Here is a 15,903-nt window from a genome sequence, read left to right on the forward strand (position 1 = left end):
TATTTTATACTTATATTACAATTTCGTCTACAGTATTTTTATTTAATGTAATAATTTTTAAATCAGCTACATTCACTAACGCTTTTTCTATACTATATATAATGTGATATTCAGTATAGTAGTGCCCTGCGTCTATTATGGATAAACCGTATTTCATTGCCTCTTGTGCTTGATGATATTTGATATCACCTGTTATGTATATATCTGCTTTATTATTAATAGCATCTTCAATAAACTCACTACCGCTTCCACCACAAAATGCTACTCTAGATATTTTTTTACTCGTATCTGTACAAAATAATTTAACACTATTACACCCAAGGGCAAACTTTACTGAATTTGTATATTCTAGTATATTTATTTCATTAATATCAGCTATTCCACCGTAGCCATACTCTTTATCGTCATTAATATTATGAAGTATGTCATAGCTTTTTATACTAAGTTTTTCTGCCAAAGCATAGTTTACTCCATATTCTGCCATATCTAGACTAGTATGCATACTGTACAAATTAATATTATTCTCAATTAAATATTTTATAACTTCTCCATCATAAGTACCAAAATCAATTGATTTTATTTCGTTGAAAAAAAATGGATGGTGTGTAATTATTAAGTCAATTTTATTCTTAATTGCTGTATCTATTATCTCTTTGTCTAAATCTAACAAAATCATAACATTTTTTATGTCAGCATTTAAATTTCCAATTTGCAAACCACTGTTATCCCAATTTTCTTGTTGCTTTAACTTAAGTTCGCTATTTAACAAATTAATTATTTTATTAAATTTCATAATATTTTTTCAACTCCATAATTTTATTGTTTTTATTTTTTAAATTTTCTATTTTTTCTTTATACATATTATTATTTTGTTTTTCTAGATTATGTATTATCAAATTATTAGTAGATATTATTTTATTTATATACTCCCCCATGATGATATCTTTTTTTTCTAGAAGTGGTTTACTAATTTCATAAAATATTTCATCTTTTTCACTAGTTTCTGATTTATTATTAATATCACTGCTAATTGGATTAGCTTTTATTATAAAATAAAAATGATGTAATTCTTTTACAATTATTTCATCACTTATGATATAATTGTTTTCAATTAAATATTTTCTAAGCTTATCTATAGCTGTCATAGGTTGTAATACAAGTTGTTTGGCTTCTAAAGAAACTTTTTTTGATGTTTTTAAAATATCTCTTATTAACTCCCCGCCCATCCCAGCAATAATAATGCAATCTGCTTCTTTTTCATTTAAGATTTCTAATCCACTTCCAAGTCTAAAATCACATTTCTCATCTAAATTCTTAGTTGTCAAATACTCTATTGCTCTATTCAATGGTCCCTTATTTAAATCTGTTGCTATTACCTTTTTCACTGTATTATCTTTTAACAACATTTCAGCTACATATCCATGGTCTGTCCCAATGTCTGCAACAACATTACATTTTGAAACCATTGATTTAATTGCTTCTAATCTATTCATATTATTATCCTTTTCTAAAAAAAAGGGACGGTTATGAACCGTCCCACAAAATTTACAATTGTTCTTTCCAGTTGTACAATTGTCAACTAACAGTTCTCCAATTGTTGTACTATTTTTCACCATAGCTATTTTTATTCTAAATAATCTTTCAATTTTTTACTTCTGCTAGGATGTCTTAACTTTCTTAGAGCTTTAGCTTCTATTTGTCTAATTCTTTCTCTTGTTACTTCGAATTCCTTGCCAACTTCTTCTAATGTTCTGGCTCTGCCATCATCTAAGCCAAATCTTAATCTTAATACTTTTTGCTCTCTATCTGTCAATGTATGTAAAACAACTGAAAGTTGCTCTCTAAGAAGAGTAAATGTCGCAACATCTGATGGTGCTTGAACCTCATCATCTGGAATAAAATCACCTAAGTGACTATCTTCTTCTTCTCCTATTGGTGTTTCCAAAGAAACTGGCTCTTGAGCAATTTTAAGTATTTCTCTAACTTTTTCAGGTTCCATTTCCATTTCAAGAGCTATTTCTTCCGGTGTAGCATCTCGTCCTAATTCTTGTAAAAGCTGTCTTTTAATTCTAATTAATTTATTTATCGTTTCAACCATATGAACAGGAATTCTAATTGTTCTCGCTTGATCAGCAATGGCTCTTGTTATTGCCTGCCTAATCCACCAAGTAGCATAGGTACTAAATTTAAATCCCTTTGTATAATCAAACTTCTCAACTGCCTTAATCAATCCAAGGTTACCTTCTTGTATTAAATCCAAAAACAACATACCTCGACCAACGTATCTCTTTGCAATACTTACAACAAGTCTAAGATTTGCTTCTGCAAGCTTCTTCCTAGCATCTATGTCGCCTTCCTGCATTAACTTTGCAAGTTCTATTTCCTCAGCTGCAGAAAGCAATGGTACTTTTCCAATTTCTTTTAGGTACATTCTAACCGGGTCATCTATATTAATGCCTTTTAATATATCATCATCGCTTTGAGTAACTATAAAGTCGGGATCATCTTTTACATCGACTTCTACATCATCTTCAACTTTTTCTAATATCATATCATCTTGAAATCCAAGGATTTCAAGGTCATTATCTTCTATAGTTTTATAAAAATCATCTATAAATTCAGGATTTATATCTAATTTTTCAAAGGACCTTATTACTTCTTTATAAGTTATAAATCCATTTTTCTTGCCTTTTTCTATTAGTTTATTCTTTATTGATTCAATTTTTTGTAATACTTCAGCATTTTTATCAGAATCATTTTCTGGGCCTATAGAAACATTTTTAGTTTCGTTCATGGGTTAGCAAACCTCCTCTTTAGTTGACTTAATTTTTTTAGCAAGGCTATATATTTCATTCATAATTTTATTATTTTCATTAACATTATCAGATTGCTTAATGCTTTTACTTAAAAATAATTTTTTCTTTTCATAATATTTAATTTTAAGCCTTTTAAAACAATCTTTAAATAAAGCCTCTAAATTATTATAATCAACTTCATCATCTAGCACAAAAACACTTACATCCATTTTATCATCTAAAATATCTATTAAATTGTCTTTGTTTATAATTCGACTTTCACATTTATATTCATATATTTTTTTAAAAACAATATAGTAATCTAAGTCCTTAAAGGTATCTTCATTAACTATCTCTCTTAAATATAAAGCAAAATCGTTATTATAAATTATTAATTTAATTAGTTCTAATTCATGCGATGTAGTAATTTTTTCAACCTGAAATCCGTATTCAGGTAACTGCGCACTTTTAACAAAAGTTTTTTGTTTGAAATTTTTCTTAGTATACTCTTTTATTATAGATTCTTTTGATACCCCCATTTTTTTAGATAACTTTTCCAAAATAAGTTCTTTTTCAATTTCACTATTTACGTTTACTATGTTATCAAAAAATTTATTTATATATTCAACTTTACTAGAATTTTCAAAAAAACTTTTATAATAAAATTCTAAAAAGCTATAATAATCCAAGGAATTTTGTACTAATTTGTCAAATTTTGTTTTTCCGTATTTGTTTAAAAACTCATCTGGGTCTTTTGCATCTGGTATTATTACAACTTTCGCATCAAGGTTGTGTTTCTTAAACATATTCATGGATTTAAGTGCTGCCTTTTGACCTGCTTCGTCAGAATCAAAAGCAATATAAAATTCCTTAGAATATCTTTTCATTAACTTGATTTGATTTTCAGTCAATGAAGTTCCCAATGATGCTACAGCAGTATCATATCCATATATATGCATTTTTATAACGTCCATATAACCTTCAACTAAAAAGAACCTTTTATCTTTTACAGTTTCTTTAGCTATATTAATTCCATATAGATTATATCCCTTATTAAAAATGATACTTTCAGGAGAATTAAGATATTTAGGTAATGAATTATCGAGAACTCTTCCACCAAATCCTATAATTCTTTTTTTAATATCAAATATTGGAAAAATAACCCTGTTTCTAAACCTATCATAATATTTATTTTTATCTTTCACTTTAATAATAAGACCTGTTTTTTGGATTTCTTCTTCTTTATAACCTTTTTCCAATAGATATTTTAACAAATTATCCCATTCAGCGTTAGCATATCCAATACCAAACATTTTTATTACATTAAAGTCTATTTTTCTTGAATACAAATACTTTAACACATGTTGTTGTTTTTTTAAATTTTTATAAAAATAAGCTGCTGCTTCTCGATTTATTATATAGAGCTTATCTGATAAGAATTTATTTTCATTTTGAGTATTTGTTCCTTTTATCTCTTCTAAAATAATACCAGCTCTTTTCGCAAGATATTCTGCCGCCTCAACAAAGGTATAATTTTTATATTTCATAAGAAAGCTTATACTATCCCCAGTTTCACCACAACCAAAGCAGTGATAAATTTGCTTTTCCTGAGACACAACAAAGGAAGGGGTCTTTTCCTTGTGAAAAGGACAATTGGTGTTGTAGTTAGCCCCTGCCTTCTTTAACGGTAAAAATTCTTCAATTAAGTTAACAATATCATTTGCATTTGTAATTCTTTGAATTACATCGGAATCCAACCTATAGTGCATAACTTCACCATTATCCTAACATTGAAAATGTATTGTATCATTTTTGTATATGATTGTCAATAATTTTTTTCTATAAATAGTTTATTAAAAATAGTTTATCTTTTCCAAGGTTTTGGCATATATAAATCTTCAAAAATTTTCATAGCATATCTATCTGTCATACCTGCAATATAATCTTTAATTATTTCATTCCTAGAATAGTTATTCTCTTCATAAATTTTTAAATAAAACTCTGGTAATAAATCAAAATGTTTTATATAGTAATCAAAGATCCTTTCAATTATAAAGGTAGTCTTTTCGTCTTCGCTTTTTGCTATTTTATCAAAATATACATTCTCAAATAAAAAGTCCCTAAGTTCTGCAGTACACTCAGATATTTCTTTACTCATTTTTATTTTATCTAAATTTTTGCTATTTTCTATAACATCGACAATCATTGTATTAATTCTATTACCGTGAGTATACCCTATTAGTTTTAGATACTTATCTGGTATCTGACTCTTCTTAATAATATTAGCTCTTTCTGCATCATCTATGTCATGATTTATATAAGCTATCCTATCTGAAATGCTTACTATCTGACCTTCCAGTGTTGCGGGACTATATTTTAGCGGATGGTTTAATATACCATCTCTTACTTCAAATGTAAGATTCAACCCTTGTTTGCCATTTCTAATTTCTAAAAAATCTACTACTCTCAAACTTTGTTCATTATGCTTAAAACCTGACTCAACTAGTTGATTTAAAATTCTTTCCCCAGTATGCCCAAAAGGGGTATGACCTAAATCATGTCCAAGTGCAATAGCTTCTGTTAAATCTTCATTTAGCATTAAACTTCTAGCTATTGTTCGTGAAATTTGAGAAACTTCTAATGTATGTGTTAATCGTGTTCTGTAATGATCTCCTTCAGGAGATAAAAATACTTGAGTTTTATGTTTAAGTCTTCTAAATGCCTTTGAATGAATTATTCTATCTCTATCACGTTGATAGTCAGTCCTTATTTCACACTGATTTTCTTCATATCTTCTACCTTTTGAATATTTGCTTTTTGCCGCATATGGAGACAAATAATCTAGTTCAAACAATTCATAATTTTCTCTTATATTCATTACATCACCCTTCTCTTTTAAAATTGTAACTATTGATTTTAATATCTATTTATTATAGTCATCAATATAATCTAATATTATATTAGCTGTTTCTTCAACAGCTTTATTTGTGGTATCTATAATTTTACAATTTAATTTTTTCATAACTTTTTGTGAGTACTCTAATTCAGAAAAAATTCTTTCCATGTTAGCATAACTTGCAGTATCTTTAAGTCCCATTGTTTTTAATCTTTCTTTTCTAATTTTATTTAAATGTTCATTATCTATTATAAGTCCTATAATTTTTTTAGAAGATATAAGATTTAATTCTTCAGGTGGACTCACTTCTGGTACCAATGGTATATTAGCAACTTTTAAATTTTTATGTGCTAAATACATTGATAAAGGTGTTTTTGATGTTCTCGAAACTCCTATTAGTACTATATCTGCTAACAGTATACCCCTTGTGTCTTTACCGTCATCATATTTTACAGCAAATTCTATTGCTTCAACTTTTTTAAAATATTTTTCATCTAATTTTCTAAGAAGCCCTGGTTCTCTCTTTGGGGCAAGTCCAAGTTGTTTAATCAACGGAACTAGTACTGGAGTCATTACATCTACCGCACTTACATTATTTTCATATGCTTTTTCTACAATATAATTTCTAAGTTCTTCTACAACCATTGTAAATACAATGAAAGAATTTTCTATAGATGCTTTCTTTATTAGTTTATCTATTGTTTCCGTATCATTTACATATGGAATTCTTTTAATTTCAAAGTTGGCAATATCAAATTGCCTTATAACTGCTTTAGCTACTTGCTCTGAAGTTTCACCCATAGAATCTGATACAGCATATATATTTATCTTTTCTAGTTTATCAAATTTATCCATGATGATACTCCTCTATCTTGATATATCTAATATAACTTTTGTTATATTAGTTTTAGATACTCTTCCTATAGCTTTCATTTTACCATTAGATAAAATTTCTACTATTGGAAGGCAATCTACTTCGTTTTCTATGATTTTTTCTGCAGCATTTATTACAGTTTCATCTTCTGTACAGCACACTATTTTAGGAAACCTTGTCATTATAACTCCAATTGGTATTGTACTTAAATCTCCACCGCTCATTGTAGCTTTTAATAAATCTTTTCTAGATACAACACCTTTTAAAGTATCATTTTCTACAACAAATAAGGTTCCAACGTTTTCAAGAAAAATGGTTACAATTGAATCATAAACAGAAGTAGATTCAGTGACCGCTACTGGTAATGATTTTATATCAGAAAGCTTAATCGAAGATAATTTTTCTAAAATATCTTTGTTTCCCTTTTTATTTGATAGAAAATAGCCTACTTTTGGTTTTGCATCAATCATACCACACATTGATAAAACAGCTAAATCAGGTCTTAAAGTAGCTCTCGTAAGACCAATTTTATCGGCAATTGATTCACCTGTGATTGGTTGTTCTTTTTCTATTATTTGAATAATTTTATTTTGTCTATCCGAAAGTTTTATATTAATCCCCTCTTTCATCTAACGACTATAATTTAACGAAGACAGCTGACACATAAAGTACGCTCCCTACAATAATACTCTTTATTCATTATTATAGGGTCTGCGTTCATACCTTATTAATTTCAAAACAAACAACAGTTGTTACAGCAGTTGTATTCTAACTTTCTATCGCTCTAAAATTGTATTTTTTCATTAATAAAATTAACTAGGTCGTCAATTTTTATTCTTTCTTGTTTCATTGTATCTCTATCTCTTACTGTAACCGAATTATCTTCTAACGAATCAAAATCAAATGTTATACAATATGGTGTTCCAATTTCATCATGTCTTCTATATCTTTTGCCTATGCTTCCTGCATCATCGTAATCAACATTAAAATGTTTTTGCAAATTAGAATAAAGTTCTTGTGCTTGCTCATTTAATTTTTTAGTTAAAGGGAATATAGCTGCTTTAAATGGTGCTAACGCAGGGTGTAGTTTAAATACAATTCTATCCGTACCATCTTCTAACTTTTCTTCATTGTAAGCATCTAACATAAGTGCTAACATTACTCTATCTGCCCCTAATGATGGTTCTATACAATACGGAACATATTTTTCATTTGTAACAGGGTCTTGATATGATAAATCTTCTCCTGATGTTGTCATATGAGCTTTTAAATCAAAATCAGTTCTATCCGCTATACCCCAAAGTTCTCCCCAACCAAATGGGAATAAATACTCTATATCTGATGTTGCGTTGCTGTAGTGGGATAATTCTGCTTGTTCGTGATCTCTAAATCTAACATTTTCTTTTGTCATTCCTAGATTTAAAAGCCAATTCATAGCAAATTCTTTCCAATAATTAAACCACTGTAAGTCTTCCCCTGGTTTACAGAAAAATTCAAGCTCCATTTGTTCAAATTCTCTAGTTCTAAAAGTAAAATTTCCTGGAGTTATTTCATTTCTAAATGATTTACCTATTTGGCCTATACCAAATGGTATTTTCTTTCTTGTAGAACGAGCTATATTTTTAAAGTTTACAAATATTCCTTGCGCTGTTTCTGGTCTTAAAAATATTTCGGATTTTGAATCATCAGTAACTCCTTGGAAGGTTTTAAACATTAGATTAAATTGTCTAATACTTGTAAAATTTGACTTCCCACAATCTGGACAAACTAATTTATGTTCTAATATATATGTTTCCATTTCCTGATTTGACCAACCATCTACAACTTGTTCTTGATTATTCTCTGACATGTAGTCTTCAATTAACTTGTCCGCTCTAAAACGAGATTTACACTCTTTACAGTCCATAAGTGGGTCGCTAAATCCTCCAACATGTCCTGAAGCAATCCATGTAGTTGGATTCATTAATATTGCTGAATCAAGTCCTACGTTGTATGGACTCTCTTGAACAAATTTTTTCCACCAAGCTTTTTTAACATTGTTTTTTATTTCTACACCTAATGGTCCGTAGTCCCAAGTATTTGCTAATCCTCCATATATTTCTGACCCTGCGAATATTATACCTCTTGATTTTGATAATGCAACAAATTTTTCTAATTTACTTTTTTCTGTTTTAGCCATAACTTCCTCCTGTTATAATATAAATATTTTATGGACTATTAATTTTTATGTATATTTTTAGATAAACAAAAAAATCCTTCATCCCATATAGGGACGAAAGATTAATTCCGCGGTTCCACCCTATTTGATAAGGCATGCCTTATCCTCTTAATCGAAATCGACTCAAAAGCTCCATTCATCTACATAATTAATATCAGTTTTCACCTTATCTGACTCTCTTTAAATAATATGTAGAATACTCTTCTTTATCACAGTCTTAATATAAATATAATTTACCAAATTATATTTAATGTGTCAAGGCATTTTTCATTTCTAATTTAAAATTGGTTAAATGAATCTTTTACGTCTTCAGCGCCTTCAGAAATTGTATCTTTCATATCATTTGTACTTTCAGAAAATTTGTCCTTCATTTCATTTGTACTTTCAGAAAATGTGCCTTTCATTTCTTCAGCTTTTCTTTTTACATCTTCCATACCTTTTTCAACCTTTTCATTAACATCTATTACATTACCATCTTCTTGAACTATCTCTACTGAGCATTGTGTTAAAAGTGCAGCCGTTACTCCAGCTGTAGCAAGGAATGGAGCTAACATTACACCAACTACACCAGCTGTTACAGGTATGTTAACTATTGTTTCATTATTTTTCTTTATTGTAACTTTAGTAGCATTTCCTTTTTTCAACACTTTTTTTATTTCATCTAAAATTTGTTCACCTTTCATTTTAGCATCGCTTGAATTAAAAGATTTATTTTTATTTTCAATTAAAATAACTGCTTCTAAAATATCACCATCTGAATCTTCTAATGCTTGTTTCGCAGTTTCATAACTAACATAGGTCCTGTTTACTATTTCATCAATTTTTTTCAATTTTTCATCATTATTCATATCCATATCAATTTTCCTTCCTTTTTTCTGTTTTTATACTTTTAATTCTACAACAGCTTTAAAGTAACAAAATTATCTTTACCTATATGGTAAAATAAATAATTTCTTATTAAACTTAGTACTTTAATAGTAATAATTTCTATTGAGCTGATATCTTCGAATTTAGACTTTAAAATTCTTTGTAATACTATTATTTCATTATAATCCATATTTATACCACTACCATTTTTTTCACATTCAAAACAATAAAATCCGCCTTCTACTATGGAAAATTTTGCACTAGATTTTATTTTAGCACCACATGATATACAATGATAAAAATCCGGTTTATAACCTAAAATTGAAACTAACTTTAATTCATACGCGGCTGTTAACTTTTCGAAATTTTCATTAAATTGAGATAGACATCTAAGTATTTCTGTTGTCATATAAAATATTTTATATTCCAAATCATTTTCTTGTGCTACATAACTCACCAACTCTAATATATAATTTGCATACAAAAATGCATCAATATTATTTCTAATATTGTAAAAGTTATCTACTAATTCTGCTGAGTCGATTATGTACATATCTTTGCTTTTATATAATATACACTTAGAATATGCAAATAATTGTGATACATTTATAAGTTTAGAGTTGTTTTTTTTACATCCACGAGATAATAATTGTATTTTACCTTTTGATTTTGACAAAGCATGAAGTATCTTATCATTTTCTTTATAATTAACTTCTTTTAAAATAAGAACCTCTTCTTCGAATATCATTTTTTATCATATCCAAGTGAATGAAGTAGATAATTGTTATCTCGCCAATCTTGTGATATTTTTACCCAAAGCTGTAAATTTACTTGGCTACCTAAAAGTTTTTCAATGTCTTCTCTGGCGCTTTTACCTATTCCCTTGATCTTCCTGCCATTTTGACCTATTACTATACTTTTGTGAGATTTTTTTTCACATATTATCGTAGCCCTTATATCAACTAAATTCTTGTCTCTTCTTTCTTTCATTTCCTCTATTTCGATGGCAATACCATGAGGAACTTCATCTTGAAGATACATTAATGCTTTTTCTCTAATTATTTCTGAAACAACAAAACGTTCTGGCCTATCTGTTATATAATCTTCTGGAAAATACAGAGGACCTTGTTTCATGTATTTTTTTATAACTTTAATTAACCTATCTACTCCAATATTTTTTAATGCAGATATTGGCATTATGTCATCGAAAACATTATATTCATCAAATTTCTGAGTAATTTTTAACGTATCTTCAAGTTCAAATTTATCTATTTTATTGATTATTAAAATTTTCTTTGATCTAATATTCTTAATTTTATCTAATATATATTCATCTCCAGGGCCAACTTTATTAAATTCGTCTGTAATCATTATGAGAACATCCATTTCTTCTAGTGCAGCATCAACCTCTGTATTCATGAATTCACCAAGTTGATTTTTTGCTTTATGGATTCCTGGAGTATCCATAAATATAATTTGACATTCATCATCTGTATAAACTGTCCTTATTTTATTTCTCGTTGTTTGAGGTTTATCAGACATTATTGATATTTTTTCACCAATCATACTATTCATGAGCGTTGATTTTCCTACGTTTGGTCTTCCTATTATTGTTACGAACCCTGACTTGAACATTTTTAATTCCTCTCTAATCTTCTGTAATTTATTTTAAGGACATCCCACAAGGACTCCCACAATATTGTATTTATTCTAAATCTTCTGGTCCAAATCCATTTGGCATAAGCTCTGAAATTGTATAAGTTTTATAAGAATCAATGTTTTTTGCACATAATATTTTTATATCCTTTCCAAATTCAAGTATAAACTGCCTACATACTCCACATGGAAATGATATGCTTTTATCGCTTCCTACAACCGCAATTTTCTCTATGTCTTTATATCCTTCTGAAATGCATTTAGATATTGCTACACGTTCAGCACAAATAGTTGGGGAATATGATGCTGATTCTATATTACATCCAGTAAAAATTTTCCCACTTCTAGTGTATACAGCCGCACCTACTTTAAAATTCGAATATGGACTATATGATTTTTCTCGCGCTTCCATTGCAATTTTAATTAATAATTTATCTTCCATTTCTAATACACCTACCTTGAAATTACTTGTATTTATTATATCATATAATGATATATATATATATCATTATTTCCCAAAATCAGTAAATTGTTTAAGGTTTAATTAACGTAAAATATTTTTCTATTTCAATTATTTCTGAACATTCAGAACTATTTACAATATATATCTGACCGCTAAATTTATCATAAAATAGCATATATTTAAGAAATTCAAAGGATATTTTATCTATAAAATTAAATTTGTTTATTACAATTTTCAATGTCGAAACTTCATTTAAAATTCTTAATATTTCAGAAAATGAATTAAATAGCCTTATCTTAAATATGTCTTCATTTAAGAAATTCATATGTTTATTTTTATATAATAACGGATTGATTTGAGATATATCTTGCCAAAGGTTAGTATTTATTAAGTCTATATTTTGTTTAGAATATTGTGCTAATAATTTATTTGATAATTCAACTAAAAAACTATATTGTAATCTATCAGGACAACAATTTATTAATATTTCATTGAAATTCTGTTTTTCATCTTTGCTAATTTCATATTCCTCTAGTAAATATAACTTAGCTTTTTGCCTTGGAATATTTTTATATATATTAGCACTTTTTATTATATTTTCCCATTTTAATAAATCATCAGTAGGTGTAATATTTAGTTCTTCTCTAAATACATTTACACATTTATTATAATATAATAATGCGTTTATTTTATCATTAATATTTAGATATTGTTTAATTAACTGTATATATAGCTCTTCGTTATATGGATTTAACAATAATAGTTGCTTAATAATTTTAATACAATTATTATATTTTTTATCACCTTTATAATATTGTATAAGGGTTCTTAAAACATCTGAATACATTTTTTGGAATTCTTCTCTATTATTGTATATCCAATCATTAAATTCTAGACAGTCTTTTATATAAAATCCATCTAAAAAACTTTCTGAATGATTGTTGCGTATTGTTAACAAATCATCTATATCAAATGATTTGTTTTTTATATTTTCATTTATATTAATTAGTAATTCTATATCAGTAGTTTGTTCAATGCAACTATTTATATATATTTCATTGTTTTCTGATATAATAAACTTATCAACATTGTAGTTTTTAAATATTTTGTTTATGGACCATAAATTGTATCTCAAATTATACTTTGCTGAACTATCTTCGCTATTTGACCATAACAAGTTTACTATTTTAGTTCTATTTTGTTTCATACCTTTGTTTGATGTTAGAAAACATATTAATCCTATGGATTTACTGCTAAATAAATTTGTTATTTCTTCTCCATTAAAAGTAATATTAATTTTTCCCAGCATTTTAACTTTAAGATTATTCAACGTCCATCACCTCTGAACTACAATATTCATCACAGCTATATATTATATTACCCTCCTTTATAGTCATCCATACATTAACATCTTTTATATCTTCTTTATTTATTTCAAATATATCCTTATCAAGTACTACTAAATCTGCTATTTTCCCATTTTTTATAGTTCCTTTGACATTTTCTTCATTTGATGCATAAGCAGCATTTGAGGTATACATTTGAACAGCTTCAAATGTTGATATTGAACTTTTTTGTTTTGGATGGTTTACAGCACTATAAATACCTAAAATTGGATTTATTTCACATACATCGCTGTCTGAGCCTCCTATTATCATAACTCCTTCATCTATTATTTTTCTAAATCTATTAGAATTTGAATAATAAGACTTACTGAGACTTTTCTCATACAAACCTCCTTTTCCACCCCATACATATTCAAAAACAGGCTGCATTGAAGGTATAATATTTAAATTTTTACATCTTGTTATATGTTCATCAGATGCAAGTTCAAAATGCTCAATTCTATTTCTAAGATTAATTCCTCCAACAGTTTCAGCAGCATATTCATAAGCTGTTAGAACTTGATCTATTGCTCGGTCTCCTATAGCATGTAAAGTTATTTGTATGTTGTTTTTTTGAGCTTCTGCAGCAAAATTATTTAATTCATTTTGACTATAATATAAATTTCCATAATTATTATTATCTTTTTTATATGGCTTTTTTATTGCAGCTGTTTTAGATGCAAAAGAACCATCAATAAAAACATCACCACCTAAGCGTTTTAAATTATTTTCTATTGCATTGTTTATATCAATTGATTGATAATATAAAATTATATCTTGTTCAAACTTATTTTTATTATTCTTTACATATTCTGCATCAAGTTTGCTAAATTTATATCCACCTTCCATGGCATGTAATGTAGTTACACCTTTTGATTTTGCAACATCTAAGGCTCTTTTTACAGCTTTACCTCTTAGTTTATCATCAAATTTATTTGAAATTCTATTTTTTACAAATGCACTTGCTTTTCCAGTTAATATACCTAAAGGTATATTATTTTCATCTCTTGGAACACCTTCAATATCATATGGCATATTCATCTGTAACAATGCTACTGAATTCAAAGCACTAGTATGAAATTCTATGCTATTTATCCATACTGGATTTTCTGGTGCTATTTTATCTAGTTCTTTTCTTGTAGGAAATCTGTTTTCTTTTATATTGCTTATATTGTAATGAATCCCCTGAATTAGCTGTCCTTCTTCTGTATTATCAGCCTTGTTTTTTATTTTTTCAAGAACATCACTTATATTTGTTTCATTACTTAAATCGACACCTAAAATCATACTTATTCCTGTTTGAACCAAATGAACATGACAATCATAAAATCCTGGAATAATTATTTTGTTATGTAAGTCAATACTCATTTTAGAACGTTTTAATAACGAAACGTATTCATTTTCGTAGCCAGTTTTATATATTTTTCCATCTTTTATAGCTATCCAATTAAAAATTTCATTTTCCATTGTATATATTTTTGAGTTATAAAAAATTATTGAAATATCTTTTTTTTCCATATAATTCACCGCCTGATATGATATGTTTGAATTTATTTAAGTGTATCATAATTGTCAATAAAATAAAACAATAAATGGAACATAATTTTAATTTATGTCCCATTTATTGCTTTGTCATTCTATATTCACTAAATTTATATTACTTAATACTTGTATCCAAGTATTTCCTGGATTCAATACTAATTCATCCTGACCTATGTAAAAATTCGTCCTGCTTTTTTCCGATTTCTTATTCCATGTAATTTCAACTGCTTCGCCGTTTGTTATGTAAATTCCTTCTCCACTTCCTACTGTTTCTATAAATAAGCGACCCTCATTATCAAGAACCTCTTTTGTTGTTTCTAAAAGCATTATATTTTTTGCTGATAATTGTTTACCATCAAGCTCATCAATATGTTTTTCTCCATCTTTATATCTTTGATATAAACTATTTTCAGTATCATACATATAATCAGTAGTATTGAATTTATTATAACTAATACAAATTTTTGCAGCTTTACTTACATTTTTATATTTTTCAGAAATATTAAATGATTTGTCATTAAATTTATATCCTTCAAATTGAGAATTAATTCTATAACCACGCATTTCTGCTTCATCTCTAATAGATTTTAACACAGTATACATATTGTGTGGAGCAAATTTACCTGTATCGTAGTATCTCCACATAGCACCACTGTAAAGGCCATCAACATCTGCTACTGATAGTCTGTAAATTTCATTAAATGCATCTTGGCTTCCACCAACATGTACAAATATTCCATCATTTTCAAGAGCATAATTAACTAAATACGGTCTGGCACTTCTAACAGGTCCAACTCGTTCTGGCTCGCATGCAAGGAAAACACAAAGATATCTAGTATACGGAAATTCAACTTCACACTCATATATTATTTCTGCTTGGTTCAATCCTGCTTGCCATCTAGCATCTGGATGATTATCAATAGAAATTACTACTGGTCTTCGTTGTAACTGTTCCTCGTAATATTTTAATCCATCTAATGGTGAAATTACTTTATTAACATCATCTTCTAAATTTGTTTCTTCACTTTTGTTTTCTTGAGTTTCTGTTTTTTCTAAATCTAATTTATTTTGTTGTTCAATAATTATATTTTCTTCTTTTGAAACTTCACTATCATTTTTTTTACAGGATACTGTAATTGCAATAACAAACAATAACAATATAGTAATTAGTATTTTATTTTTCATGTTGTACTCCTTCATTATTTTA

The 15,903-nt window shown here is 27.6% G+C and carries 15 protein-coding genes and 1 other annotated feature; all 15 genes read right to left on the minus strand.

The window, feature by feature from the left end:
* Positions 1-10: 10 nt before the first annotated feature.
* Complete coding sequence (locus tag J2Z76_RS06335) at positions 11-793, minus strand: Nif3-like dinuclear metal center hexameric protein (protein WP_209511171.1); 783 nt, start codon at positions 791-793, stop codon at positions 11-13.
* A complete protein-coding gene (locus J2Z76_RS06340; RefSeq protein WP_209511172.1) occupies positions 783-1,616 on the minus strand; it encodes a tRNA (adenine(22)-N(1))-methyltransferase in 834 nt (277 codons plus the stop codon). Before J2Z76_RS06340 ends, J2Z76_RS06335 begins: the two co-directional genes overlap by 11 nt.
* Positions 1,617-1,624: 8 nt before the next feature.
* Positions 1,625-2,794, minus strand: a complete 1,170-nt coding sequence (rpoD, locus tag J2Z76_RS06345) for an RNA polymerase sigma factor RpoD (RefSeq protein WP_209511173.1) — start codon at positions 2,792-2,794, stop codon at positions 1,625-1,627.
* Positions 2,795-2,797: 3 nt separating this feature from the next.
* Positions 2,798-4,564: a DNA primase gene (gene dnaG / locus J2Z76_RS06350; protein WP_209511174.1), complete on the minus strand. Its 1,767-nt coding sequence runs from the start codon at positions 4,562-4,564 to the stop codon at positions 2,798-2,800.
* A 95-nt stretch (positions 4,565-4,659) separates the two neighbouring features.
* Positions 4,660-5,673 carry a deoxyguanosinetriphosphate triphosphohydrolase gene (locus tag J2Z76_RS06355; RefSeq protein WP_209511175.1) on the minus strand — a complete coding sequence of 338 codons (1,014 nt, stop codon included), beginning with the start codon at positions 5,671-5,673 and terminating at the stop codon, positions 4,660-4,662.
* Between the two features lie 45 nt (positions 5,674-5,718).
* The gene (locus J2Z76_RS06360; RefSeq protein ID WP_209511176.1) at positions 5,719-6,546 is read right to left on the minus strand and encodes a pyruvate, water dikinase regulatory protein; all 828 of its coding nucleotides are present in this window, start codon (positions 6,544-6,546) and stop codon (positions 5,719-5,721) included.
* A 12-nt stretch (positions 6,547-6,558) separates the two neighbouring features.
* Positions 6,559-7,194, minus strand: a complete 636-nt coding sequence (gene ccpN / locus J2Z76_RS06365; RefSeq protein WP_209511177.1) for a transcriptional regulator CcpN — start codon at positions 7,192-7,194, stop codon at positions 6,559-6,561.
* A gap of 155 nt (positions 7,195-7,349) precedes the next feature.
* Positions 7,350-8,744: a glycine--tRNA ligase gene (locus J2Z76_RS06370; RefSeq protein WP_209511178.1), complete on the minus strand. Its 1,395-nt coding sequence runs from the start codon at positions 8,742-8,744 to the stop codon at positions 7,350-7,352.
* Between the two features lie 86 nt (positions 8,745-8,830).
* Positions 8,831-9,005, minus strand: a binding site (T-box leader).
* Between the two features lie 56 nt (positions 9,006-9,061).
* The gene (locus J2Z76_RS06375) at positions 9,062-9,637 is read right to left on the minus strand and encodes a DUF4342 domain-containing protein (protein WP_245210363.1); all 576 of its coding nucleotides are present in this window, start codon (positions 9,635-9,637) and stop codon (positions 9,062-9,064) included.
* A gap of 41 nt (positions 9,638-9,678) precedes the next feature.
* Positions 9,679-10,398: a DNA repair protein RecO gene (gene recO, locus J2Z76_RS06380; protein ID WP_245210364.1), complete on the minus strand. Its 720-nt coding sequence runs from the start codon at positions 10,396-10,398 to the stop codon at positions 9,679-9,681.
* Positions 10,395-11,285: a GTPase Era gene (gene era / locus J2Z76_RS06385; protein WP_209511179.1), complete on the minus strand. Its 891-nt coding sequence runs from the start codon at positions 11,283-11,285 to the stop codon at positions 10,395-10,397. The genes recO and era overlap by 4 nt, the downstream gene beginning before the upstream one ends.
* A 70-nt stretch (positions 11,286-11,355) precedes the next feature.
* Entirely contained in the window at positions 11,356-11,748 is a 393-nt protein-coding gene (cdd, locus tag J2Z76_RS06390) for a cytidine deaminase (protein WP_209511180.1), read from the minus strand.
* A gap of 91 nt (positions 11,749-11,839) precedes the next feature.
* A complete protein-coding gene (locus tag J2Z76_RS06395; protein WP_209511181.1) occupies positions 11,840-13,099 on the minus strand; it encodes a BTAD domain-containing putative transcriptional regulator in 1,260 nt (419 codons plus the stop codon).
* Complete coding sequence (locus tag J2Z76_RS06400; RefSeq protein ID WP_209511182.1) at positions 13,092-14,672, minus strand: amidohydrolase; 1,581 nt, start codon at positions 14,670-14,672, stop codon at positions 13,092-13,094. Before J2Z76_RS06400 ends, J2Z76_RS06395 begins: the two co-directional genes overlap by 8 nt.
* Before the next feature lie 114 nt (positions 14,673-14,786).
* Positions 14,787-15,881, minus strand: coding sequence for a DUF3048 domain-containing protein (locus J2Z76_RS06405; protein ID WP_209511183.1), 1,095 nt, complete (start codon positions 15,879-15,881; stop codon positions 14,787-14,789).
* Positions 15,882-15,903: the final 22 nt, after the last annotated feature.

It is taken from the genome of Sedimentibacter acidaminivorans (assembly GCF_017873955.1).
GTDB lineage: Bacteria > Bacillota > Clostridia > Tissierellales > Sedimentibacteraceae > Sedimentibacter > Sedimentibacter acidaminivorans.

Coding starts and splice junctions, on each gene's coding strand:
- J2Z76_RS06335 (WP_209511171.1), bottom strand. CDS start 793: ATGAAATTTAATAAAATAATTAATTTGTTAAATAGCGAACTTAAGTTA.
- J2Z76_RS06340 (WP_209511172.1), bottom strand. CDS start 1,616: ATGGTGAAAAATAGTACAACAATTGGAGAACTGTTAGTTGACAATTGT.
- rpoD (WP_209511173.1), bottom strand. CDS start 2,794: ATGAACGAAACTAAAAATGTTTCTATAGGCCCAGAAAATGATTCTGAT.
- dnaG (WP_209511174.1), bottom strand. CDS start 4,564: ATGCACTATAGGTTGGATTCCGATGTAATTCAAAGAATTACAAATGCA.
- J2Z76_RS06355 (WP_209511175.1), bottom strand. CDS start 5,673: ATGAATATAAGAGAAAATTATGAATTGTTTGAACTAGATTATTTGTCT.
- J2Z76_RS06360 (WP_209511176.1), bottom strand. CDS start 6,546: ATGGATAAATTTGATAAACTAGAAAAGATAAATATATATGCTGTATCA.
- ccpN (WP_209511177.1), bottom strand. CDS start 7,194: ATGAAAGAGGGGATTAATATAAAACTTTCGGATAGACAAAATAAAATT.
- J2Z76_RS06370 (WP_209511178.1), bottom strand. CDS start 8,744: ATGGCTAAAACAGAAAAAAGTAAATTAGAAAAATTTGTTGCATTATCA.
- J2Z76_RS06375 (WP_245210363.1), bottom strand. CDS start 9,637: ATGGATATGAATAATGATGAAAAATTGAAAAAAATTGATGAAATAGTA.
- recO (WP_245210364.1), bottom strand. CDS start 10,398: ATGATATTCGAAGAAGAGGTTCTTATTTTAAAAGAAGTTAATTATAAA.
- era (WP_209511179.1), bottom strand. CDS start 11,285: ATGTTCAAGTCAGGGTTCGTAACAATAATAGGAAGACCAAACGTAGGA.
- cdd (WP_209511180.1), bottom strand. CDS start 11,748: ATGGAAGATAAATTATTAATTAAAATTGCAATGGAAGCGCGAGAAAAA.
- J2Z76_RS06400 (WP_209511182.1), bottom strand. CDS start 14,672: ATGGAAAAAAAAGATATTTCAATAATTTTTTATAACTCAAAAATATAT.
- J2Z76_RS06405 (WP_209511183.1), bottom strand. CDS start 15,881: ATGAAAAATAAAATACTAATTACTATATTGTTATTGTTTGTTATTGCA.